We start from the raw sequence: 21,288 nt of genomic DNA, 5'->3' as shown, positions 1-21,288 counted from the left end.
TGACCTCCTAGTGGTAGTCCTGATCTTCCAGATACGTGTTGTAGCCTTCGTCCACGGCGCTCACGCGGTGGGCGTCGGCGCCAAAAACCAACGGGATCTGCCGTTCCTGGGCGGCGCGTAACCAGTTGGCCGACGGGGACGACTCCGTTTCGGTGGGGCGAAATAGCCCGGCCATGTTGCAGTCGAGGAACTCCTCGTGTTGTTGCACCGTGGTCAGGAGGTCTCCCAGCTGGCGGTTGGTCTGGGCGTCCTGCCAGAGCGTCTGGCTGGGGAAGGTGTTGCGCCACTTTCGGTAGAGCATCAGGTGCCCGTACCGGTGGGGCTTGTCCGCCACGTCCCAGTCGACGGCCTGCTGCATGGTGCGCAGGTAGGCGTGGGCGACGGCAACGGGTGACCCATATTCCTGCAGGACGCCCTGACGAAAGTCGGCCGCCGTGTCGTCGAGGGCCCGCAGCCCCGTTGCGGTTGGCAAAAAGTGCACCGACAGGATGGCGTCGTCAATCTGTGAGTGGTATTGATGCAGCTGTTCGGCGGTCCAATCGCGGAACTCTGGCAGGTAGTCGACCTCAAATCCGACCAAAATTTGGAGCCGGTCGCGGTACTTGGCCTTGAGGTAGTTCATCTTGGCGAAGTATTGTGGCAGCTCGTCGTAGGCCATTGCCGCGGTCGCAATGGCGTGCCGGGACCCTTGCGTGGGTCGGTAAAAGGCGGGCGGCAGGGGGAAGTGCTCGGTGATGGAATAGGTCTTGAAACCCGCCGCGATGGCGCGTTCCAGGTAGGCTTCCACGTCTTCGCCGGAGCCGTGCGGACAAAATTCGGTGTGGTTGTGACCGCTCCAGGTGCGCCGGTCCAGGTGATGGAGAGCCGTTAGACTAAGCATGGGGGCCCACCTCCTGAACGTCGTGTTCCCGCAGGTACAGGGTCAGGGGCTGGTTGAGCGCGAGGGGCGTGGTGTGATTCAACCGTTCAACGGTCAACGTCAGCTGATCCACGGCCGTCGCAAACCGGTAGCGAATGCGGTCACCCAGCATGGTGGCGCTGATCAGGTGCCCCGCAATGGCCACGACCGGCCCGGCATTCTGGGGTTCTTCGCGGAAGAACAGCTCCGGCCGCACAATGTAGTGGTGCGCCGCCCGGACGGCCTGGGTGCGGGTGTGGTGACAGCCCAGCGCCAGCAGTTGGTCGCCGGTCAAGAGATTGTGGTGCCCGATGAACTGAGCCATGAAGACGTTGGCGGGCTGGGTGTAAATGGCCATGGGGGCGCCTTGCTGTTGGACGTGGCCGGCGTTCATGACGATGATGTCGTCGGAGATGGCCATGGCTTCGGCCTGGTCATGGGTCACGAACAGCATGGTGATCCCCAGCTTCTGCTGATAGTCGCGAATCTGATCGCGCAAGTCGACCCGGGTTTGGGCGTCTAAGGCGCTCAGGGGTTCATCTAACAAAAGCAACTTGGGCTTGAGCACCAGGGAGCGGGCAATGGCGACCCGCTGTTGTTGTCCCCCGGAGAGGTTGTGCGGATAGGCGTCGCGTTTGTCACTTAGGTTGACCGTGGCTAACATACCGGTCACGGCTTGCTCAATGGCCTCCGCCGACTGGTGCTGGACCCGCAACCCGTAGGCCACGTTGTCGAACACGGAGAGGTTGGGGAAGAGGGCGTAGGACTGAAAGATCATGCCCAGCTGACGCTGATTGGCGGGTAATTGTTGAATCGCCTGGCCGTCCAGCAGAATCTCACCGTCCACACGGGTATTGAGCCCGGCGATGGCCCGGAGCACGGTGGTCTTCCCACTCCCACTAGGACCGAGTAACGTGGTCAGGGTATTGGCCCGGACGCTAAACGACATATGCTGAATGATGGTTGCCCCGGAAAGGGTGATACTTAAATCTTTAAGGGCTAAAAAGGCTGAACTCATGAGTGCTTGGACCGCTCCTTTGACGGCGTGTTGGCGTGCCGCATGATGAGAATTAAAATCAGGGAAATAAACGCGAGAAATAGAAAGTAGATGGTGGTCAGAACGCTGCTGGCCTGGCCGTTGCTCTGCATCAACCGGTACATGTAGATCTTGAGGGTCTCGAAGTTGCCCCCCAGCAACAGGTTGGTCAGCACGTATTCCCCGAAGGCACTGGTGAACGTCAGCAGCATGGCCACGAAGATACCCGACTTGATGTTCGGGAGAATCACCTTCAGAAAGGCCGGGATGGGGCGTTCCCCCAGAACCAGGGCCTGTTCGAACATGGCCCGAAAGTCGTGAGCGATGAAGGCGTTGTTCAGGACCTGGTAGGTCAACGGAAGACTCAGCAGGGCGATGGCCAGGACCAGAATCAACGATTTCGGGATCGGCAGGTTCGCGTAGACCTGAATCAGGCCGGTGACCAGGATGATGCCGGGAATCGTGAACGGCAGGATCGTGATGAAGTGCAGCTTGGCTTTCAGGCTGGGTGCGTACACGTTGACGTAGAAGACCACCGGCAAGAAACACGCCATGGCGATGAGGGTGGTGCCGAGACTGAGCCCCAGTGAACGGACTAAGGCCGCACTAAAGTCGGGATTGGTCACCAGTTGCTGGTACCATTTCAGCGTGAGGCCTTCCGGCAGGATGGTCTTGACCCACGAGGTCGCGAACGAATAGACGATGGTGGCCAAAATCGGCATGACCAGGTAGATAAAAATCAGTAAGGTCACGAAACGGGCGTAAAATCGTTCGGTGGAAGAGAGCATTAGGCCACCTCCCACTTAGAACGCGTGACGCGGTTGCCGACCCAGACGATGAGGGTCATCAACCCGGCAAAAATCGTGGCAAAGGTACAGGCGAGGGGCACGTTGGCGGTCAACTCCCCGTTGATCAGGGCGCCAATCAGGGTGGGGATGGTGACGATGTTGTTCCCCGTCAAGGCAAAGGCCGTTTCGTAGGTGCCCATCGCGTTGGCGAAGAGCAGGATGAAGACCTCGACCAGGTTGGGCAGGATCACCGGTAAGATGACCTGGCGCAGGAAGAAGCCCCGCGAGGCGCCGAGCACGGCCGAGGCCTCGCGCCATTGTGGATTGAGCTCTTCGAAGACCGGAAACAGGAACATGATGCCCAGTGGAATCTCGAAGAAGGTGTAGGCGAACGTGGCCCCCGTCAGGGAGTACAGGTTCAGGCCGTTGGGCCAGCCCAGCGCCGTCGTGATGGCGCGCCACACCCCGGCGTTTCCGAACAGGATGATCAACGAGAAGGCCAGGGGCACGCCGGCAAAGCTCGCCGACATGTTGAACAGGGTGATGAGCGCCTGCTTGGTACTGGTCTGCAGCTTGGTCAGGGCGTGGGCCCCCACGATGGCGATCACGATGGAGACGCCCGCCGTGATGCCGGAAATCTTCAGGCTGTTCAGGATGGCCAGATGGTAGTAACGGTTCGTGATGACCTGGTGGTAGTTATCCAGGGTCAAGCCGCCATCCAGGGTCTGGAAACTAGCGATGAGCATCACCAGCACCGGAATAATCAGGATCAGCACGACCAAGATACCGAAGGGCAGAAAGATCTTTAGACGATTCGCCATTAGTTAGCTCCTAAGACGTCAGCCTTCCATTCCTGGCCGAGCTTGACCGTGGCCTTGTTCCAGGTGTCGTTATCCTTGACGTGGAAGACCTTTTCATAGGCGCTGGCGGGCAGCAGCTTGCTCTTGACGTCGGCCGGGAGCTTGACGTTGCTTCGGATGGGCCGCGCGTACCCTTTGGCCAGGTTGATCTGGCCCTTATCGGACAGGATAAAGTCGCGGGCCAGCTTGGCGGCGTACGGGTGAGCGGCCTTTTTGTTGATGATCTCAGCGTACCCGCTCGTGACCGTGCCGTCGGTTGGCACCGTGATCTTGTAGCGCTTGGAATTGATCTGGTGAGCGTAGTTTAGGGCGTTAAAGTCCCACATGACGGCGACTTGCAGTTCCCCCTTTTGGAGGTTTTGAATCGTGGTGTCGACCGTTGAGAGGCGCTTGGCCTTCTGTAACTTGGCGAAGTAGTCCAGCCCCGGCTTCAGGTTGCCTTCGTTGCCACCGTGTGCGTAAGCGGCGGCCAGCACAGAGTATTGGGCTTGCGCGGCCGTGGAGACGTCACCGAGTGCGACCTTGTACTGGCCCTTAGCGAGGTCGGCCCAGGACTTGGGCGCATCAGCGGCCTTGACGTTCTTGGTGTCGGTGATGAAGACGATGGAGCCTTGGTAGCCGGCGGAGTAGTACCCATCCTTGTCCTTGGCCCAGCTGGGGATGTCGTTCCAGTACTTGGTCTTGTACTTCATCAGGAGCTTTTGCTGCATGGCGGTCGGCGCGACGTTCAGGCCCACGTCCCCAATATCCGGCGCGTTCTTGCCCTGAACGGTCTTGAACTTCTGGAGTTCCTGGGCGCTGGGCATGTCGGTATCCTTGTGCTTCAAGCTATACGTTGACTTGATATCGTTCCAAGTGCCAATCCAGTTGGCCCAGGTGTCGGGCATCCCGACCGAGGCAATTTGCCCCTCCTTCTTTGCCTGTTCCGTGATGGTCTTCCAATTGTCGGACGAGGCACTCGTGGTGCTGCTAGCACATCCGCTTAACGTTGCGGCTAAGGCAACGGTGGTTGCCGCAGCAGCCAATAAACGATAATTCATCAAATCACTCCTCAAAATTTAGGCCCTGTCATACGTCCTTTACGATAGCGGAGGCATGTAAAAATTTCGCAACAGATTGATACAATTCGTGTAAAGGTTGATATAACAACATTTATGAGGAGACATGTTCTCATGCTAAATTGATGGGTCATCACCATCATTTGACCCCATTTTGGGGGTAAGCGGATATTACCAAATTTATTAAAACGCGTGGTAGGCTTAAGGTATCAAGCATGAACGGTTATTAAAGTAAGGGGGAGTTTTACCATGGATTTACCAATCGCACAGGACTATTTACTGCTGACCGAAAAGATTACGACGCGGCCCATGCTCCGAACCCGGTTCACCACGCAGGCCTACCTGGTCCTGGCCACCTTTTTGGATCTGCGGGCCCAGCATCTGTTGACGGTGACCGAGCAACGCCTGGCGGTTCCGAACAGCGACCGGCTACAGGCCGCGTTGCCGGCCAAGCTGCAGTTGCTGGCGACGCGGTTGCAGGACCAGCTTAAAACCGGTGACAGCACGGAAGCCGGGTTTAAACTGCTGGTCAGCTGGGACCTGGCGAACGCCATTTACGACACGGTGGGACCGGAGCTGGCGCAGCGGTATCAGGTGGAGACCGTGATCTTTCAGAACAACCTGTTGCCGCACACCATTTATGAGCCCACGCCGGCGGCCAAGCAGGCGGTCCTCACGCGGTTGACCCAGCAGATCACCGACCGGGACCTGCCGGCGACCAGTCTGGCGGTTCTCACGATCTTTGAACAACTCAACGCCCTGAAATGGCTGTTTCCGGCGCCCGTGGCGGATCAGATCCAGCAGTTGTTGCCGACGCAGCCCGGGTATGCGGAACTGCACGGGCTGACCACCCTGGCGCAACACCGCATCACGATGCGCAAGTTCGAGTTGGACTCCTGGTTGAGCTAGGGGACAAGTGGCGTCAGTTGACGGGCCTCGAGACTGGTCAGCGGGCGCATACTGGAAGGAAAGGGAAGTGGTACTCATGCGAGGACGAAAAATCATGGTCGGCCTAGTGGGCCTGCTCACGTTCGGCGGCCTGTTGTGGGGGCTCGACCGGCCCATCACGGCGCAGGCCCAGACGACCCAAGCGGTGACCTGGTATCAGCAGTGGCGCCGGGCGTACCTGGGCGGGAAGACCCAGAAATATGTGAAGACCAATGACGGTCAAGGGGCCACCCAGGTTCTTTCCGAAGGCCAGGGGTACGGCATGCTGGCGACTGTCTTGGCGGCCAAACGGGGCGTGAAGAGCCAGACCACGTTTAACCAACTGTACCGGTACTACCGCGCGCACCGGATCGCGGCCGACAATCCGCTGATGAGTTGGCGCCAGACGCGCCGCGGCGGTCAGCTGACCAGCGTGGGCTCGGAGCGCAACAGTGCGACCGACGGCGACCTCGACATCGCCTACGCGCTGATTTTAGCGGATCGGCAGTGGGGCAGTCGCCGGGTGAATTACCGGCAAGCGGCGCAGCGTTTACTAACGGCAATCGCACGCCACGAGCTCAATCCCACGACCAAGCTGCCGCTCATGGGTAATTGGGCGACGACTGCTTATGACCGCAGCAAGCTGCGCACGTCGGACCTGATGACCGGGTACTTTAAGACGTTCGCCAAGTTCACCCATCAGCACGTCTGGACCCAGGCCGCGCAACGCAGTCAGCGCCTCGTCAGCCGGCTGAGCGCGCGGCATCAAACGGGGCTTTTTCCGGACTTCATTCGCGTCAGCGGCACCCAGTTGGCGCTGACCAACGTGCATCCCGGGGAGATTGAATCGGCCACCGATAATCAGGTGGGGTATAACGCGTGTCGGGTCCCGTGGCGCCTCGCCCAGACCTACCGCATGACCCACGATGCGACGACCAAACGGGCGCTGACCAAGCAGCTGACCTTTTTCAAGCACCGCGCGCGCATCACGTCCGGGTACACGTTAGGCGGCCACGCCGTGAACAATTACACCAATCCGGCCTTTAACGCCCCCATCAACGCGGCCGCCCGTACGTTGAAAATGAGTGGGCTGCGCCGGAAGACCGCCCGGCAGCTGCCGGCGAAAATCACCAAGCACACCTACTATTCGGCAACGCTGCAAGTCGTGACGGCCTTGTCGTAGATAGTTTAAAACATACAAAAAGAGGATCGGAATGGGTGTCCGGTCCCCCTAGATTGCACGAAAAAAAGGCATTCCGCTGAGGGATGCCTTTTTCGTGGAACGATAAGTTTAGTAAGTAGCGACGTAGGATTGGTTGGCCGTGACGTACTTGCCGTTGGTCAACTGGAACCGGTAGGCGCCCTTGCTGTTCTTGGTGATGGCCTTAACGGCTAACTTGGTACCCGCCTTGACCTTGGTCCCGCGAGCACTCTTGGTGAAGTTGATGGATGAGTATTCGTAGACTGGCTTCGTGGTCTTGATACCGGTCACGCCACTGATCGTTTGGTAGTAGCTCGTCGTGGCGTGGGCAGCGGCGCTCTTGAACCAGCTGTTCACGGTGGAACTGTCTAAGACCTTGTTCAAGTCGACGTTCCCGCTGATACCGGAGACCCGGCCCTTGCTGGTGTATTGCCACAGGTCGGCCGAAACACCCGGAACACTTGGCTTCACGGAGCTGTACTTGGCGATCCAGGCACCGTCGAACTTGGAGAAGTCCAACTTGTGGGCCGTGGCGTAGTATTCACCGGAGTACAGGATCAGCGGCTTGTTGGTCAGCTTCCGCATCGTCTTCAACCACGCGTTGACGTAGGTTTGTTCGGACTTGGTTGCGGAGCTCATCCGTTGTTCTTCGTCCAGAACGAAGAACTTCGTGTGGGCGTTGCTGCGCTTGTAGAAGTCCTTGGCTTCCTGTTGCGCATCCTTGACGCTGGTGAATTGGGCGAACATGTATTGGCCAAACGGAACGCCGTACTTGTAGGCACCGTTCGCGTTGGTGTTGCGGGCACTGTCAACCATGTAACCCTTGTCACCCTTGCTACCATGTTGGACCCGAATAATGGCGTACTTTAAGTCCTTGGACGCCTTGGACCAGTTGATATTGCCTTGGTACTGCGAGATGTCGGCGACTTTTTTGCCGGCGGCGTTGGCCGTGGTGGTGTTTAACCCGACACCCACGGCAACGACAGCGGCCATGGCAGCCAAACCGATCCCGAAGCGTTGTAACAATTTATGCATAAAAAATACCCTCCTCAGTCTTTGCCCCCGATTATACACGGGGGACATCGCCTCGAGGTTACCACAAATTTACAATTAATTACATTTCGATTGCAGCAAAAAACCGTCCGGTCAAAAATTAACGGACGGTTTGTCGGAGCCTATTTATGTTGCGCAATGTAAATCTTCAAAGCCAATTGGGCCCGGGCCTTGTCCGTGCTGGTGACCGGATTGTAGACCTTGAGTCCCTTGGATGAGGTGACCTGTGAGTAGCTGTTGACCTTGTTGGTGCCACTCTCGAAGTACATCAGGTCGCTCTTGTTCGGGGAGTGGTTCAGGCCCATCACGTGGCCGAATTCGTGGGCGATGGTGCCGGCGTATTCGTACATCCGACCCTGGGCCGCGACGCTCTTTTCCACGGCCGCGACCCGACTCTTCAACGTCGCGTATTCGGGCAGTGATTCCTCGATCTTTTGGGCGGTCTCGTTGAACTGAGCCGAGTAGTTCTTATCGCTCGACGTGATGCCCTTGGCGGCTAACTCGGCCTTGGCTTGGGCTTCGATCGTCCCGGCAAATTGGTGGTAGAACGAGTCGTTTAAGCCGTTGGTCATGGCCACACCGATATCCTGCTTGGCGGCGTCGTAATAGTACTTACGCACCTGAACCTGCTTGGTCGAGGGCGTCCACCAGGCGTCGCTGTTATCATTTTTAGAAGGTTTGGCATTGGAAACGGAGAAGGTCAGCGTGTGCGACTTCTTGGTTCCCTGCGTGAAGGTCTTCTTGCCCAGCTTGTGGTTCCAGTAGTCCATGGCCAGCTTGACGCTCTTCTTCAGGTTAGGATCCTTGGTGTTGACATACACTACGGCCTTCCCGTTCTTCTTCAGCCCCGTTTGTGCGTTGTAGGCGAGTTTATACTTCTTCCCCAGTTGTTTCGCGTGTTTCCGATAATAGCTATTGCTCTTTTTTAAAACACTGCTGGAGGGCTTCACGCTGGCCGCCTGCGCGGTCACCGTACTGGTCGACACGATGGGGGCAACTAACAACGTGGCCGCAATCGCGGTTAGTTGAACCCGGCGTTTCATGTGATGTGCGTTCATGATAGAACCTCCTTCAATCCCCAAAACAATCTCTAGTTTACAACAGCATATGCTTTTCTAAAAAGCCGGTCAAGCAAAACAATCAGAAAGTCTATCCAATAGATTGCCCACTTATCAGTGATGATGACGGTTTCACGAAAAGAGGAGGGGAATATCTGTTCGCCTCGGTGGTTAAATCTGGTATAGTAAGACTAAACGATTTAAGAGAGGATGATGACAATGGTCACTCGGTGTCCGTGGGCGAATAGTTCCGCCAGCATGCAGGCCTATCACGACCAGGAATGGGGCCGGCCGCAGCATGACGAGCAGTCGTTATTTGAATTATTATGCCTGGAGACCTATCAGGCGGGATTAAGTTGGCAAACGGTGCTCAATAAACGGGCCGCTTTTCGGCAAGACTTCTATGATTTTGACGTGGCACGGGTCGCGGCGATGACGGCGACCGACCTCGACCGCTGCCTGCACGACCCGGCCATTATTCGCAACCGCCTCAAGTTGAACGCCACGGTCAACAACGCCCGGGTGATCCGGGACTGGTCCGGGCCAGGCACTTTTAGTGCGTGGCTCTGGGACTTCGTGGGCGGCCAGCCCATTCGGCACCACTTCACGACCAGTGACCAGGTACCGCCGACCACGGATCTGGCGCAGCACGTGTCCCGCGAGCTGAAGAAGCGGGGCTTTAAGTTCGTCGGTCCCACCACGGTGTATTCGTGGATGCAGGCGGCCGGGTTGATCAATGACCACCTCTTGAACTGCGATTGGGCACCGGAACGGCAAGGAAAGGAAGGGTAACAGATGCGTTTTTTACATACGGCCGATTGGCACATTGGCAAAAAGTTGCACGGGTATGATCTGCTGACGGAACAGCGCGACGCGTACCGGCAGATCAAGGCCATCGCTCTGCAGGAGCGGGTCGACGCCGTGGTGATCGCGGGGGACCTGTATGACCGGGCCCTGCCGAGTGAGGCCGCCGTGACGGCATTGGACGACATGTTGGTCGACCTGAACCGCCGGCAGCAGTTGCCAATCTTGGCGATCAGCGGGAACCACGACTCCGGCGTGCGGTTAGGGTACGGTCGGCAGTGGTTTGCCAGCACCGCCTTCTACCTGAAAACGACGGTGGCGGAGGGCCTGCAACCGGTGGTCATGGGGGACACCCAGTTCTTTTTGCTCCCTTACTTTGAGCCGTTCGCGGTCCGACAGCTGTTCGATGACGAGTCGATCCGGACCGAGGCCCAGGCCATGGAACGCCTGGTGGCGGCGATGAAGGAGAAGTTTGACCCGGATAAGAAGCACGTCTTGGTCGCCCACTTCTTCGCGGCCGGCAGTCACCATAGCGATTCGGAGACGCAGGTCCAGGTCGGGGGGCTGAACGCGGTCCCCGTGGACCTGTTGCGCGACTTTGACTACGTGGCGCTGGGACACCTGCACCGCAAAGAGGCGCTCCAGCACGAACCCACCATTAAGTACAGTGGGTCGCCGCTGAAATTTTCGACCAGCGAAGCCGAGGACACCAAAGGCGTGTGGATCGTGGACACGGACACCACGCCGGTCACGGTGACCTTCAAGCCGCTGACGCCCCTCCACGACCTGGTGGTGCTGGAGGACAGTTTCGCCACCTTACTGGACCGGGAGCACGATTTTCCGGTGACCGCCGATGACTTTATCGCCATCAATTTAACGGATACCGCGCCGATTCCCAACGTGATGCAGCGCCTCAAGGAACGCTTCCCGAAGATTATCGAGTTGCACCGGGTCAACCCGCTGGAAGTGGCGCTGCCGGACCTGCCGCCCGAACGCCTGCAGGCCGATCCGTTTGCCTTAATGACGGACTTTTTTAGCCAAACGACCAAGCACGCCTTAAACGACCAGCAGACTCGCTGGGCCCAACAGGCGTTGCAGCAAGCGATGAAGGAGGACGCGCAATGACGCCACAAACGCTACACCTTGAATACTTTGGGCCGTACCGGGATACGACCATTGACTTCACCAAGTTCACCAGCACGCCGCTGTTCTTGATCAGTGGTAAGACGGGGACCGGGAAGACCACGATCTTTGACGGCATGTGCTACGCGCTGTTCGACCAAACGTCGGGGAACGACCGCAAGCCGCAGGCCATGCGCTCCGACTTCGCGACCTTCGCCGATCCGACTCGGGTGACCTTTACCTTCACCCACCGGGACCGCCGGTATGAAATTGTGCGGGAACCCGCGCAAACGTTGAACAAGAAGCGGGGGACCGGGGTCACGGACGTGGCGGCCAGTGTGACGCTGACCGTTTGGGACGGGGAGACCGAAATCGACCAGTTGACCAAGGCAGGAAAGGTGCACGATTACCTGGAGAATCTCCTGCAGATGGACGGCCAGCAGTTTGCCCAAATCGTGCTGTTGCCGCAGGGGGAGTTTCGCCGTTTCCTGATTGCGTCGAGTGACGATAAGGCGGCGGTCCTCGAACAACTCTTTCACACCAAGATCTTTGCGCGGTGGGCGGAACGGCTCAACGACCAATTGCGGCGTGACCGGCAAGCGAATCAGGCGGCGTTGGCGGAACTGACCCGGGTCCAGCAGTCGCTGGTCTGGGACCCCGATAATCAAGCCACGGCCGCCGACCTGTTGACCGCCGGCAAGACGACCGAGTTGACGGCGCTGATGACGGAACAGCAGGCGGCGACCAAGGCGGCTGAAGAACAGGCCACGACCGCCTATCAAGCGGCCCAAAATCGGGTTCAGGCCCTGACGCGGCAGGACACGAAGGAAGAACAGTTGGTGGCGGATCGTCACCAACTGGCGACGTTGCAGACGACGCAACGGGAATTGGCGGCCCAGCAGCCGGCCATGCAGACCTTGGCGACGACCATCGCCGACCTCGAATGGGCTCAGCACGTGCACCCCAAGTGGACGGCGTGGCAGCAGGCCCAACAGACGCAGCAGCGCCGGGAAGCGGCTAGTCAGCATGCGACCGACCAACTGACCCAGGCCCAGGCGGCGTACCAGGCGGCGCAGGACGCCCGCACCGCGGCGGACGACCTCCCGGCGCGCATCACGCAGCAGCAGAACCGGCAGGCCCAAAATGCCCGCATCCGGCCGATCTATGAGCAGATCGACCAGGCCCAGACCGCGCAGCGCCAAGCCCAGCAACAGCAAGCACAGGCGGCCGCGGCGGTGACCGCCGCGCAAACGGCGCTGCAACAAAACGCGCGCGACCAAGCGGCTCAGCAGGCCATCATTGACCAGCAGGCAACACTGTATGCGACCAATCAACGGTTGACCCAGACCGCACAGCACCTGGCCGAGTGGCAAAAGCAGGGCCAGACCCTTCAGCAAGCCCAACGAGCCGCGGCTGACCAGCAGGCCCGGGTGACGCAACTCGCCGCACAGGTGACGCAGGCCCAGGCGGCGGCTCAGACCGCCCAACAGACGGCCGATGACCAGTACCAGGCCCGGTTGCGGGGCCAGATCGCCGAATTGAGTGCGCAGTTGACGCCGGGCAGCCCGTGTCCAGTCTGTGGCTCGACCACCCATCCGCAACCAGCCACCCCCGGGACGGCGACCGTGACGGTGACGGCCGCCGCGGTGCGGGCGGCCCAAGCGACCGCCACCCAGAAACAGCAGGTGGTCAATCGCTTGGAAGCGGAATTGATCCAGTTGCGGACCACCGTTGCGGAGCAGACGCGACAAAATGACCAGGCCTTGGGGGCGTTGCGGACCACCCTGACGGACCTCGCGGGCGTCACGGCCGAAGCAACGGTCACGGACCTCCTGACCATCGTGGCACGCGAACAGGCCCAAACGACGCAGGCATTGCGCGCCAACCAACAGCAACTAACGGCGGTCGCCACGGCGCAACAGCGCTTAGCCACGTTGGTCGCGGCGGCGACTGACCAGCAGACGGCCGTCACGCAGGCCCAAGCGGCGGCCCAGACCACGCTCGCCCGGCTGACGGCCCAACTCGCGACCCAACGGGCCCAACTGGACCCCGACGCCCCGACCTTTGCGGCGTTTAGCGCCCAAGAACGGCAGCTGACGGCGGAACTCCAACGGAATCAGGCCCAACTGACCGCGTTGGACCAGCGGGTCACGCAGACCCAGCAAGCCGCCGCGGTGGCCCAAACGGACGTGAAGAACGCTCAGGCGGAACGGGTCGCCAGCCAACGGGCGGTCCAGGAAGCCCGGACGGCCCTGGAAGCCGCGTTGGCCGATCGCCAGTTGACGGTCACCGATGACCAGGCCCAACTGACCGACTGGTTCGCGGCGTTGTCCACGCTACCGGCCAAGCGCCAAACGCTGCAGGCCTTTCAGACCCAGCAGGAACGGACCGCGGCAACGCTGGGCGAGGTGACCAAGCGCATTGGGGAGCAACCGGCGCCCGACCGCGAGCGGACCCAAGCGGCGTTAGCGGCCGAGCGCCAGACCGTGGCCCAGCTACAGGATCAGCGCTACGCCTACCAGAACCAGTGGCAGCAGAACCAAGACCGGTTGGCCGAGCTGACCCAGCAATTGGCCGACCGGCAGACGGCCGCCCAGCGGACGCAGGAATTGGCCGAGCTGGCCGGCGTGCTGAACGGGGATGGACCCAACAGCAAGGTGGGCCTGGAACGCTACGTGCTCCAGACTTACCTGCGGCAGATCCTGACCGTGGGGAATCACCGACTCCAGCAACTGACCAACGGCCGCTACCAGTTCGTCATCGACGAGACCCCCGCGGCCTCTAAGAAACGTTCCGGACTGGAAATCGACGTTTACGACGACCACGTGGGCGAACAACGCAGCGTGCACACCCTTTCCGGTGGGGAAAGCTTCATCGCGGCGTTGGCCCTTGCCTTGGCGCTGGGCGAGGTCATTCAGCGGACGACCGGGAGTGTGGACGTGGACGCGCTCTTTATCGATGAGGGCTTTGGCTCGCTAGACGAGGACGCCTTAATGACGGCGCTGGATTCCCTGGAGGCCGTCGAAGGGCAGCACCGAATGATCGGCATCATCAGTCACGTCAGCGAATTACGAACGCAGGTCCCGAATCAATTACAGGTCATCGGGGACGGTAACGGGGAGAGTCACGTCCACTACCAAACCATTGCGGACCTGTAGGCCGATGGGCAAAAGCCACGCCCCTGAACGGTTCAAGGCCGGTTGCAACGCTTGATAAGTTTTACAATAAAACGGTTATATATTCAACGATTTCTAGTGCATTTCGTGTTGAAATGGCTTATGATAGAAGCTATCATAACGAAATGAGATGGTATTGAATGTGCACCAGCCTAACTTATCAAAATAGTCGGGGGGACCATTTCCTGGCCCGGACCATGGACTTCGCCTTCGAGTTGAACGGACAGCCCATGTTTATGCCCCGGAACTTCACCGTCCAGGGAGATGCCGGTGAATTTACGACCCAGTATGGCTTCATTGGGGCCGGCCGGAAGATTGGTCACGAAATGTTTGTCGATGGCGTGAACGAACACGGCTTAGGGGTGGCGGCACTGTACTTCCCAGCCAACGCGCACTACGTCCAACACGCCGATGCCGATAAGCAGGGCATCGCGCCCCACGACTTCACGGCCTGGGCATTGGGCAACGCGGCCAGCGTGGAGGACCTGCGGCAGCTGGTCCAGGAGATCCAACTGGTCGACGTCCCGGTGGCGTTGTTGAAGATTACGACGCCGTTACACTTTATCGTCAGCGACCCTACCGGGGACACGGCCGTACTGGAAGCCACGAACAAGGACTTACAGCTGCTGGATGATCCGGTCGGCGTCATGACGAATTCGCCAGACCTCGGGTGGCACCTGCAGAACCTGAGCACGTACGGGACGCTCACGGCCGAGGAACGGCCCCTGCACGATTACCAGGGGTACCAGTTGAAGACCCAGGGTCCCGGGACCGGCGCGTTCGGCTTGCCCGGCGACTATACGTCGCCATCGCGGTTCATCCGGACGGTGTTCGCCAAGCACTTTAGTCAACCGACGCCAGATATTCCCAGCACGTTGAACCTCTTGCAACACCTGCTGGACGGCGTGACGATTCCCAAGGGCGTGAAGCTCAAGGCCGACGGGGAAAGCGACTACACCCAGTACCGGGGCTACATGAGCTTAGAGGAGCGGGCCTACTACATGGAACCTTACGACAACGCGGAGTTGCAGCGGGTGGTCCTGACCGACGACATGTTGGCCAACTGCCACGAGCCCATCAACTACGCCTTGGCCCACCAGCCCCACATCAAGGAACTCAATTAGCGCGGGTTAGATAGACGAAGACAGGAAGGAAGTTTGCGATTTTTCGCGAACCTTCTTCCTGTTTTTTTGAACAGGGGGCTGGTGCCGAAAGCCTCCAAAAGAGGCGGCCTCGAGTTATCTTAATGGCTTAACTAGCCACGTGCTTTGGCCGGCCTTTTGGCCCCACACCTTTTATACTGGACGGTAATTAGGAAAGAAGAGGGGATGAGGACGATGTGTACGAGTTTAACGTTAGCAAATCAACAGGGGGACCATTTCTTGGCCCGCACCATGGACTTCGGGACGGACTTTCAAGCCCGCATCATGGTGATGCCGCGGAACCGAACCGTTCAGGGGGACGCGGGGACCTTTACCACCCAGTACGGGTTCGTGGGGGCCGGCCGTAAGCTGGACCACGAGATGTTTACCGACGGGGTGAACGAGTGCGGTGTCGGGATCGGGGCCCTGTATTTTCCGGGTCACGCCAGTTACCTGGAGGACACGCCGGCCGACATGCTGGGACTGGCTCCGCAAGACTTCGTGGCCTGGGTTCTCGGGAACATCACCAGCGTGGCCGATTTACGAAAAAAGGTGGGCCAGATTCAACTGATCAACGTTCCGGCCGCCCTGATCAACGTGGTGCCACCACTGCACTTCATCATCAGTGACGCGACCGGCACGACCGCCGTTTTGGAACCCGAGGGTGGCGAACTGCACCTGATCGACGACCCGGTCGGCGTCATGACCAATTCGCCGAACCTGAGTTGGCACCTGCAACACCTGAGCACCTACAGCACGTTGACCAATCAGGAGCGGCCGACCCACGCGTTGATGGATTACACGCCCACGACCCAGGGACCCGGGACCGGCGCCGTGGGCCTGCCGGGGGATTATACGTCGATGTCGCGGTTCGTCAAGACCGTGTTCACCAAGGAGTACGCGACGCCCGCCACGGACGTGCCCGGGACGCTGAATCTTTTGCAGGACATCTTAAACGGGGTCACGATTCCCAAGGGCGTCAAGATCCAGGAGGACGGGCAGAGTGACTACACCCAGTATCGGGGGTACATGAACCTGACGGCGCACACCTACTACATGGACCTGTACGAAAATCAGATTTTGCAGAAGGTGGCGCTGACCGATGACTTGTTAGACCACCTGGAGGAACCCGTTGAGTACCCGATGTCCCGGCAGGTCTACGTGCGTGATCTGACCGCCGACCAAGTCTCAACCGAAGAGTAACCTGCGCAGAATAGACACCTAAAAACGGACGCTCGGCAACTTGGCCGGACGTCCGTTTTGGTGAAGCGCTTGTTAGCGATTTTGATTGGCTTCGTGGATAAAGTGGTGGATCAATTGCCGGGAGGTCCCCAGGGCAACGACCGCCCGTAACGGCATGTTGAGGAACATCCGGTCCTTGAGGGCCACGGCTTCCCCGTTCTCATCGGTCGCCACGAACGGATTCCCGCTACCGTCGCCTTCGTTGGCGAGCGGTTGGATAACCGTTTGCTTGAAGATGGCCAGCAGTTCGGGGTCCTGCACGATGGTCGTCAGGTAGGTCTCGCTGGTCACGGGTGCCGGGGAGTTCTCGAAGTCCATGCTGAGCTTGGTCTGCAACCGCATGTCACGGGATGAGGCCCCGACCATGATCTCGTAGTCGCCCGTGTCGGCTTGCCAACGGTGGTTGCGTTCGCACCACCAGCTGAAGTCCCGCCGACTGAGGTGCAGGGTGACCGGCTTGGTCTCGCCGGGGGCCACGGCGATCTTGGTGAAGGCGCGCAGTTCCTTGGTCGGCATCGGCGCGTGGGACGCGTGGTTCGCCACGTAGAGTTGTGGCACGGCTTGCCCCGCCACGTCACCGGTATTGGTGACGTTGAAGCTGATGGTCGCGCCGCGGGCGTTGCCGTCGACGTGCAGATCGGTGTACTCGAAGGTGGTGTAGCTCAGGCCGTGACCAAACGGGAAGAGTACGTGCATCTCGTGGGTGTCGTAGTAGCGGTAGCCCATGAAGATGCCTTCGGAGTAGTATTCGTGATGCGGGTCTTGGCCAAAGGTCGGGGCCATCGGCGTGTCGGTGAGCCGTAATGGGAAGGTCTCGGCCAGGTGCCCGGATGGGTTGACCTTACCGGTGATGATGTCCCAGGTGGCTTCACCCACGGCTTCACCGGCCAGGTAGGTTTCGACCACGGCGGCCACGGTGTTGATCCACGGCATTTCAACAGCCGAGCCGTTTTGCAGGACGACCGTGGTGTGGGCGTTGACCTTGGCCAGGCTCCCGATGAGGTCCGTCTGATTTTCGGGCAGCATCAGGGAGTTCTTGTCAAACCCTTCGGATTCGGCGCTGGCCGGGTAGCCGGCGAAGACGATGACGTGATCGGCGTCCTGGGCGGCGGCTAACGCTTGGTCGGCCAGGTCGTCGTTGGTCTCGTCCTCGTTCAGGTGGTAACCCGGATAGTAGTCGGCGTTCAACCCGCTATCCTTCAGCGCGGCCAGCGGCGTGGTCAGCTCACTCGGGTTGACGTGGGAACTGCCGGCCCCTTGGTACCGGGGCTTGTCGGCCAGTTCGCCGATGATGACGACCTTGCCAGCGGCGGCTGGCTTGAGGGGCAGCTCCTGGTCGTCGTTCTTGAGCAGGACAATCCCGTCGTCGGCCATCTTCCGGGCAAATTCGTGGTGGGCGTGGTGGTCGTAGCGACCAGCCTGCGGTGCGGCCTCCCAGTCGCGGAGCAGGTGGAGCATGTGCCGCACGGCCTTGTCGAGGGTCCCTTCGTCCAGTTCACCGGTCTCGACCGCGCGAATGATTTCGTCGATCGAGGCCTGACCCTTGCCGGGCATCTCGAGGTCCAAACCGGCCCGTAACGCGGCGGCGTGATCGGCCACGGCGCCCCAATCGGACATGACGGCGCCGTGGAAGCCCCATTCATCGCGGAGAATTTCGCGGAGCAGACGCTTGTTTTGGGAGTTCAGCGTGCCGTTGATCTTGTTGTACGAGGTCATCAGCGTCGCGGGGTGGGCCGTCTTGACGATGGTTTCGAAGGTCCGCAGGTAGAGTTCCCGCAAGGTCCGTTGCGACATGTCACTGGAGGCCGTGAACCGTTGATTTTCCCGGTTGTTCGCGGCGAAGTGCTTGACGGAGACCCCCACGTGTTGGGACTGGACCCCTTGAACGTAGGCGCTGCCGAGCTTGCCGGCGACCAGGGGATCTTCGGAAAGATATTCAAAGTTTCGACCGCCCAGTGGGGACCGCTTGAGGTTGACCCCGGGGCCCAGCAACAGGCTGACCTGTTCGGCCCGGGCTTCGGCACCTAAATGTTCACCCAACTGGTGCATTAACGGTTGGTTCCACGTGCTGGCACTGAGCGCGGCGGCGGGGTAGGTGATAGCCTGAACGGAGTTGTTCAGGTCGTTCGCGCCGGCGTCCGGATCCTGCTTGCGCAGGCCGGAGGGACCGTCCGTCATCATCAAGGTGGGAAGATCTAACCGGTCAATGGTGGCCGTGTACCAATTATGTTTACCCGAAACTAAAGCGGCCTTTTCCTCAAGGGTGAGGTCCGCCAATGTCTTTTCGATGTCCATACGTTCAAATCCTTTCTACTAAGTCAACTTAATACCAGTATACCGTTTTCATTCCGGAGATGACACTTTTTTCCGGAACGCGGACAAATGTTTTGACAAACAAAACGAAGTGGGTTACTTTAAGAAAGTGCTATCCAGCAATTAACGAAAAAACAGTAAGGGAGGAAATCACGATGATCAGTGCTAACCGTCAAGTTCAAGCTACGGCTGCCGCATGTTGCGAATGTAACGTGTGCCTTTTTGCGTTGCGTTCATCCGTGATTTCCCAGCCGAACTCGTAGCACCTACATAGTTGACGAGTCAATAACGGCGGGTATTTCTCACGTGTGAGCGTGGGGAATACCCGTTTTTTGTCGTTAAATGCGTTGATTGTGCGGTTTCGGAGACCGGAAATGGCCCTGCCGTCCCCCGTTGGCTTGGACACCAACGGGGCACGGCAGGGGCTGGCACCACTGGCGATTTGTCCACGCGGGTGGGGCCTGACATTGCCGGCCGGGACTGGCTGGAGACACCTAATTTGAGGAATAAACAGAGGAGAAATCAATGATGAGAAAATGGACCGGTATTGGATTAGTGACAGCAGTGGTTGTGTTGGGCCTGGGCCTGGCTGCTTGTGGCCAATCGAAGACGACGGCAAAGCCCAAGCAGGACTTAAACCTGCCGGCGACGGCCGCTCTTGACACGATTGATTTAGCCAAAGCCACCGGCTACGGGCAAACGGGGAACGTCTTTGAAAGTTTCTACCGTCTGGGCAAAGACGGGAAAGTCGCGCCTGGTTTGGCCGATTCGGCGAAGGTCTCTGCGGACCAAAAGACCTGGACGTTCCACATTCGGGACAACGCCAAGTGGAGCAACGGGGATTCCATCACCGCGCAGGACTTCGTGTATTCCTGGCGGCGGACGTTGACGCCGGCCACCAAGTCGACGTACACCTACCTCTTCTCGGGCATCAAGGGCGCCGACAAGATCATCGCCGGCAAGGCCGACCCGGACACCATCGGCATCCACGCGAAGAACCGGCGGACGGTCGTGATCCAGCTGGATAAGCCGATGGCCTACTTTAAGATCCTGATGGCCTACCCGCTGTTTGCGCCGCAGAACCAAAAGGTCGTGGACAAGTACGGTAAGAAGTACGCGACCAAGTCACAGTACATGGTCTACAGTGGACCGTTTAAGATCCAGGGCTGGAAGGGGACGGGCAACACCTGGTCCTTCGTCAAGAACAACCAGTACTGGGATCACAAGGTCGTGAAGCTGCAGAAGATCAACTACCAGGTCGTGGCGAACCCGCAGACCGGCTTGGGACTTTACCAGAATAAGAAACTCGACTTCGCCCAGTTGTCGAACGAGCAAGTCAAGAACTACAAGAACAACGCCGCCTTCAAGGAGTACCCGTACTCCATCATGATTCACCTGAAGTACAACTTTAAGGATACGGACGCCACCAAGCGCAAGCAGCTCAGCAACCAGAACCTGCGCCAGGCGATTGCGCTGTCCCTGAACCGCGCCGAGCTGACCAAGAAGGTCTTGGGGGATGGGTCCGTGACGCCGACCGGCTTCGTGACCAGCGGTTTGGCCAAGAACCCCAAGACGGGCAAGGACTTCGCGACGGAGCAGGCGGTCAAGAACACCACGACCTACAACCCGCAGCTGGCAAAGCAGAAGTGGGCGGCCGCACAGAAACAACTGGGCACCAAGACCGTCACGCTGAGCATCTTGGCCGGTAACGACGACCCGATGGCCAGCACCGTGACCCAGTACCTCAAGGGGCAACTGGAGAAGACGCTGCCGGGCTTCAAGCTGAACATTCAAAACGTGCCCGCCCAGGTGGCCCAACAACGGTCGCAAAACGGCGACTTTGACATCTACCTGTCACACTGGGGCGCGGACTTCAACGACCCGATCTCGTTTATGCAGATTCCGGTCAGCTCGAACTCGCTGAACTACGGGAAGTGGTCGAACAAGACCTACGATAACCTGATTCAACGGGCCCAGAACCAGGACGCCGCGAACCCTGAGCGGCGCTGGGAGGACATGGTGCAGGCGGCCAAGCTGATCAACAAGACGCAGAGCTTCACGCCGCTGTACCAGGCCGACTACGCGTACCTGCAACGGACCAACGTCAAGGGCATCATCCACAACACCGCCGGCACGCAATGGAGCTACAAGTACGCTTATATTAAGTAGGGCTGTAAAAGACGCACTTAGAGGATTCAGCGCTTCTGGGCCAGTCAGAAATGGGCTGGAACGGGGTGGGCACGGCTTCAAGCCCAAGCCCAGGTCTTGAAGACCGACCTTTGTCTAGGCCGGTAAAGAACACTGGCCAACACAAATTTCACTCCTGAGCCCATTTCTGACTGGCCCGCCAGCTGATATGAGTGATCATAGCAACTAAACCGGATTCTTCTTAATGGATGAGCATTTCAATGGGTGATTGTGTTTTATGACCGCCCCTAGTTGATGAAAAAAACGGTGATGGCGGTGGTGGGTTGCTCTGTCGGTCGGTCCGGCCCGGCTGAGCGGAAGCAATCGACGTCTGCCACCAGTTTTACGGATTACCACTGTGTGAGCGGAACAGAGGCGACTTGATGACCGTGGTGAAATTGATGTTAGTCGGCGTTTTGGGCC

16 protein-coding genes are annotated in these 21,288 nt (G+C 59.2%); 8 read left to right on the top strand and 8 right to left on the bottom strand.

Features of this window, described 5'->3' with window-relative positions:
- Positions 1 to 7 precede the first annotated feature (7 nt).
- Genes hisJ through FD37_RS10975 form a run of 5 tightly spaced genes read right to left on the bottom strand, consistent with a single transcriptional unit; the run spans position 8 to position 4,622 of the window.
- A complete protein-coding gene (hisJ, locus tag FD37_RS10995) occupies positions 8 to 880 on the bottom strand; it encodes a histidinol-phosphatase HisJ (protein ID WP_056965297.1) in 873 nt (290 codons plus the stop codon).
- Positions 873 to 1,916: an ABC transporter ATP-binding protein gene (locus FD37_RS10990; RefSeq protein ID WP_056965296.1), complete on the bottom strand. Its 1,044-nt coding sequence runs from the start codon at positions 1,914 to 1,916 to the stop codon at positions 873 to 875. Before FD37_RS10990 ends, hisJ begins: the two co-directional genes overlap by 8 nt.
- Entirely contained in the window at positions 1,913 to 2,722 is an 810-nt protein-coding gene (locus tag FD37_RS10985) for an ABC transporter permease (protein WP_056965295.1), read from the bottom strand. Before FD37_RS10985 ends, FD37_RS10990 begins: the two co-directional genes overlap by 4 nt.
- A complete protein-coding gene (locus tag FD37_RS10980) occupies positions 2,722 to 3,543 on the bottom strand; it encodes an ABC transporter permease (protein ID WP_056965294.1) in 822 nt (273 codons plus the stop codon). The genes FD37_RS10985 and FD37_RS10980 overlap by 1 nt, the downstream gene beginning before the upstream one ends.
- Entirely contained in the window at positions 3,543 to 4,622 is a 1,080-nt protein-coding gene (locus FD37_RS10975) for an ABC transporter substrate-binding protein (protein WP_056965293.1), read from the bottom strand. The genes FD37_RS10980 and FD37_RS10975 overlap by 1 nt, the downstream gene beginning before the upstream one ends.
- A gap of 267 nt (positions 4,623 to 4,889) precedes the next feature.
- Between FD37_RS10975 and FD37_RS10970 the strand changes: the two genes are divergently transcribed.
- Positions 4,890 to 5,549 carry a hypothetical protein gene (locus tag FD37_RS10970; RefSeq protein WP_056965292.1) on the top strand — a complete coding sequence of 220 codons (660 nt, stop codon included), beginning with the start codon at positions 4,890 to 4,892 and terminating at the stop codon, positions 5,547 to 5,549.
- Between the two features lie 76 nt (positions 5,550 to 5,625).
- On the top strand, positions 5,626 to 6,750 hold the full coding sequence (locus FD37_RS10965) for a family 8 glycosyl hydrolase (protein ID WP_056965291.1): 1,125 nt from the start codon (positions 5,626 to 5,628) through the stop codon (positions 6,748 to 6,750).
- A 108-nt stretch (positions 6,751 to 6,858) separates the two neighbouring features.
- On the opposite strand, the gene FD37_RS10960 is transcribed toward FD37_RS10965, so the two are convergent.
- Positions 6,859 to 7,803 (bottom strand): GH25 family lysozyme, encoded by a 945-nt coding sequence (locus FD37_RS10960; protein ID WP_052957110.1) that lies wholly within the window; start codon positions 7,801 to 7,803, stop codon positions 6,859 to 6,861.
- A 140-nt stretch (positions 7,804 to 7,943) separates the two neighbouring features.
- Positions 7,944 to 8,879: a matrixin family metalloprotease gene (locus tag FD37_RS10955; RefSeq protein WP_056965290.1), complete on the bottom strand. Its 936-nt coding sequence runs from the start codon at positions 8,877 to 8,879 to the stop codon at positions 7,944 to 7,946.
- Between the two features lie 219 nt (positions 8,880 to 9,098).
- Here FD37_RS10955 and FD37_RS10950 point away from each other — a divergent pair, with 219 nt between their 5' ends.
- From FD37_RS10950 to FD37_RS10930, 5 genes are all read left to right on the top strand, one after another.
- Entirely contained in the window at positions 9,099 to 9,671 is a 573-nt protein-coding gene (locus tag FD37_RS10950) for a DNA-3-methyladenine glycosylase I (protein ID WP_082605182.1), read from the top strand.
- A 3-nt stretch (positions 9,672 to 9,674) separates the two neighbouring features.
- Positions 9,675 to 10,808, top strand: coding sequence for an exonuclease SbcCD subunit D (locus FD37_RS10945; RefSeq protein ID WP_056965288.1), 1,134 nt, complete (start codon positions 9,675 to 9,677; stop codon positions 10,806 to 10,808).
- Positions 10,805 to 13,963 (top strand): AAA family ATPase, encoded by a 3,159-nt coding sequence (locus FD37_RS10940; RefSeq protein WP_056965287.1) that lies wholly within the window; start codon positions 10,805 to 10,807, stop codon positions 13,961 to 13,963. The genes FD37_RS10945 and FD37_RS10940 overlap by 4 nt, the downstream gene beginning before the upstream one ends.
- A gap of 158 nt (positions 13,964 to 14,121) precedes the next feature.
- Positions 14,122 to 15,105, top strand: a complete 984-nt coding sequence (locus tag FD37_RS10935) for a choloylglycine hydrolase family protein (RefSeq protein WP_045806163.1) — start codon at positions 14,122 to 14,124, stop codon at positions 15,103 to 15,105.
- Positions 15,106 to 15,318: 213 nt separating this feature from the next.
- Entirely contained in the window at positions 15,319 to 16,326 is a 1,008-nt protein-coding gene (locus tag FD37_RS10930; RefSeq protein ID WP_056965285.1) for a choloylglycine hydrolase family protein, read from the top strand.
- Positions 16,327 to 16,398: 72 nt separating this feature from the next.
- On the opposite strand, the gene FD37_RS10925 is transcribed toward FD37_RS10930, so the two are convergent.
- Positions 16,399 to 18,660: a glycoside hydrolase family 3 C-terminal domain-containing protein gene (locus FD37_RS10925; RefSeq protein WP_056965283.1), complete on the bottom strand. Its 2,262-nt coding sequence runs from the start codon at positions 18,658 to 18,660 to the stop codon at positions 16,399 to 16,401.
- Positions 18,661 to 19,206: 546 nt separating this feature from the next.
- Between FD37_RS10925 and FD37_RS10920 the strand changes: the two genes are divergently transcribed.
- The gene (locus tag FD37_RS10920) at positions 19,207 to 20,847 is read left to right on the top strand and encodes a peptide ABC transporter substrate-binding protein (RefSeq protein WP_056965281.1); all 1,641 of its coding nucleotides are present in this window, start codon (positions 19,207 to 19,209) and stop codon (positions 20,845 to 20,847) included.
- The last annotated feature ends 441 nt before the right edge of the window (positions 20,848 to 21,288 follow it).

The sequence above is a fragment of the Levilactobacillus spicheri DSM 15429 genome, from assembly GCF_001435095.1.
GTDB classification, from domain to species: domain Bacteria; phylum Bacillota; class Bacilli; order Lactobacillales; family Lactobacillaceae; genus Levilactobacillus; species Levilactobacillus spicheri.
The sequence above is the reverse complement of the archived record's forward strand: the minus strand, read 5'-3'. Positions and strand labels throughout refer to the sequence as shown.

Coding starts and splice junctions, on each gene's coding strand:
- hisJ (WP_056965297.1), bottom strand. CDS start 880: ATGCTTAGTCTAACGGCTCTCCATCACCTGGACCGGCGCACCTGGAGC.
- FD37_RS10990 (WP_056965296.1), bottom strand. CDS start 1,916: ATGAGTTCAGCCTTTTTAGCCCTTAAAGATTTAAGTATCACCCTTTCC.
- FD37_RS10985 (WP_056965295.1), bottom strand. CDS start 2,722: ATGCTCTCTTCCACCGAACGATTTTACGCCCGTTTCGTGACCTTACTG.
- FD37_RS10980 (WP_056965294.1), bottom strand. CDS start 3,543: ATGGCGAATCGTCTAAAGATCTTTCTGCCCTTCGGTATCTTGGTCGTG.
- FD37_RS10975 (WP_056965293.1), bottom strand. CDS start 4,622: ATGAATTATCGTTTATTGGCTGCTGCGGCAACCACCGTTGCCTTAGCC.
- FD37_RS10970 (WP_056965292.1), top strand. CDS start 4,890: ATGGATTTACCAATCGCACAGGACTATTTACTGCTGACCGAAAAGATT.
- FD37_RS10965 (WP_056965291.1), top strand. CDS start 5,626: ATGCGAGGACGAAAAATCATGGTCGGCCTAGTGGGCCTGCTCACGTTC.
- FD37_RS10960 (WP_052957110.1), bottom strand. CDS start 7,803: ATGCATAAATTGTTACAACGCTTCGGGATCGGTTTGGCTGCCATGGCC.
- FD37_RS10955 (WP_056965290.1), bottom strand. CDS start 8,879: ATGAACGCACATCACATGAAACGCCGGGTTCAACTAACCGCGATTGCG.
- FD37_RS10950 (WP_082605182.1), top strand. CDS start 9,099: ATGGTCACTCGGTGTCCGTGGGCGAATAGTTCCGCCAGCATGCAGGCC.
- FD37_RS10945 (WP_056965288.1), top strand. CDS start 9,675: ATGCGTTTTTTACATACGGCCGATTGGCACATTGGCAAAAAGTTGCAC.
- FD37_RS10940 (WP_056965287.1), top strand. CDS start 10,805: ATGACGCCACAAACGCTACACCTTGAATACTTTGGGCCGTACCGGGAT.
- FD37_RS10935 (WP_045806163.1), top strand. CDS start 14,122: ATGTGCACCAGCCTAACTTATCAAAATAGTCGGGGGGACCATTTCCTG.
- FD37_RS10930 (WP_056965285.1), top strand. CDS start 15,319: ATGTGTACGAGTTTAACGTTAGCAAATCAACAGGGGGACCATTTCTTG.
- FD37_RS10925 (WP_056965283.1), bottom strand. CDS start 18,660: ATGGACATCGAAAAGACATTGGCGGACCTCACCCTTGAGGAAAAGGCC.
- FD37_RS10920 (WP_056965281.1), top strand. CDS start 19,207: ATGAGAAAATGGACCGGTATTGGATTAGTGACAGCAGTGGTTGTGTTG.